The organism is Kluyvera sp. STS39-E (assembly GCF_040932435.1).
Lineage (GTDB): Bacteria > Pseudomonadota > Gammaproteobacteria > Enterobacterales > Enterobacteriaceae > Kluyvera.
In genome coordinates, this window is the sequence record NZ_JBFQGA010000024.1 from 1 (window position 1) to 701 (window position 701).

At 51.6% G+C, this 701-nt stretch carries 2 protein-coding genes; both read right to left on the reverse strand.

The genetic code is table 11. The annotated features are described in order from the left end of the window. Window positions 1-15 precede the first annotated feature (15 nt). Window positions 16-288, reverse strand: coding sequence for a hypothetical protein (locus AB4K05_RS24630; protein WP_368482270.1), 273 nt, complete (start codon window positions 286-288; stop codon window positions 16-18). Beyond that, the coding region (locus AB4K05_RS24635) for an HNH endonuclease signature motif containing protein (RefSeq protein ID WP_368482271.1) at window positions 285-701 on the reverse strand (417 nt) is incomplete at its 5' end. The genes AB4K05_RS24630 and AB4K05_RS24635, both read right to left, overlap by 4 nt.

Sequence of the window (701 nt, forward strand, 5' to 3'; positions counted from 1 at the left end):
CTGTTAAGTTGGTTGTCATGGCCTAATCTCCGTTCTTTCGCCCAGAATCCGAATCGCAATTCTTTCCCGCACGGTTAGCTGCCGGCGCTTACCGCGGGCGTTTACGATTTCAGGCTTACCGCCTGGCGGATAATTAACTCTTACAGACTGACCATCCAACGCGTGAGACGCCTCAAGGAGTGCCGACTTTAAATACTCAGGGCATTCTTTCTGCACCCTTTCACCGTCTGAAATAACACCTGCGATGCCCTGCAGGGTGCTTGCTAAATTGCTGAGGTAATTTTTCATTGTCCTTCCCCTTCGATAACCAAACCTGCGAGACTGGCCTGATATTTTTCGAACCAGAACACGACTGGTTTTTCCACTGTCTCGATAAGGCCAAAACGCTCTGCCGTGCGGAAGTTCATGCTGCTTTTGCGCCCGCGCTCAACCTGAAGAGATACCTGCTTTCTGAACATTTCCAGCGAATAGGACGTTTTCAGCAGGTTACAGGGCGCACAGGCCGGGAACATGTTTTCCAGCCTCTCAGCCTCTGGCCTGTAGAATTCTCCAGTCGCCTTTAGTTTGAAGATGCCTTTCGCGGCGGCTTTCATGCACTGTTCTGATTTTCGCAGCACCGCCTCAACGTGGTCAGCATGCCAACCTTTCTCTGGTAGCTCACAGCCGCAATAAGCACAACGGCCACCGAATTTCATGCGCAG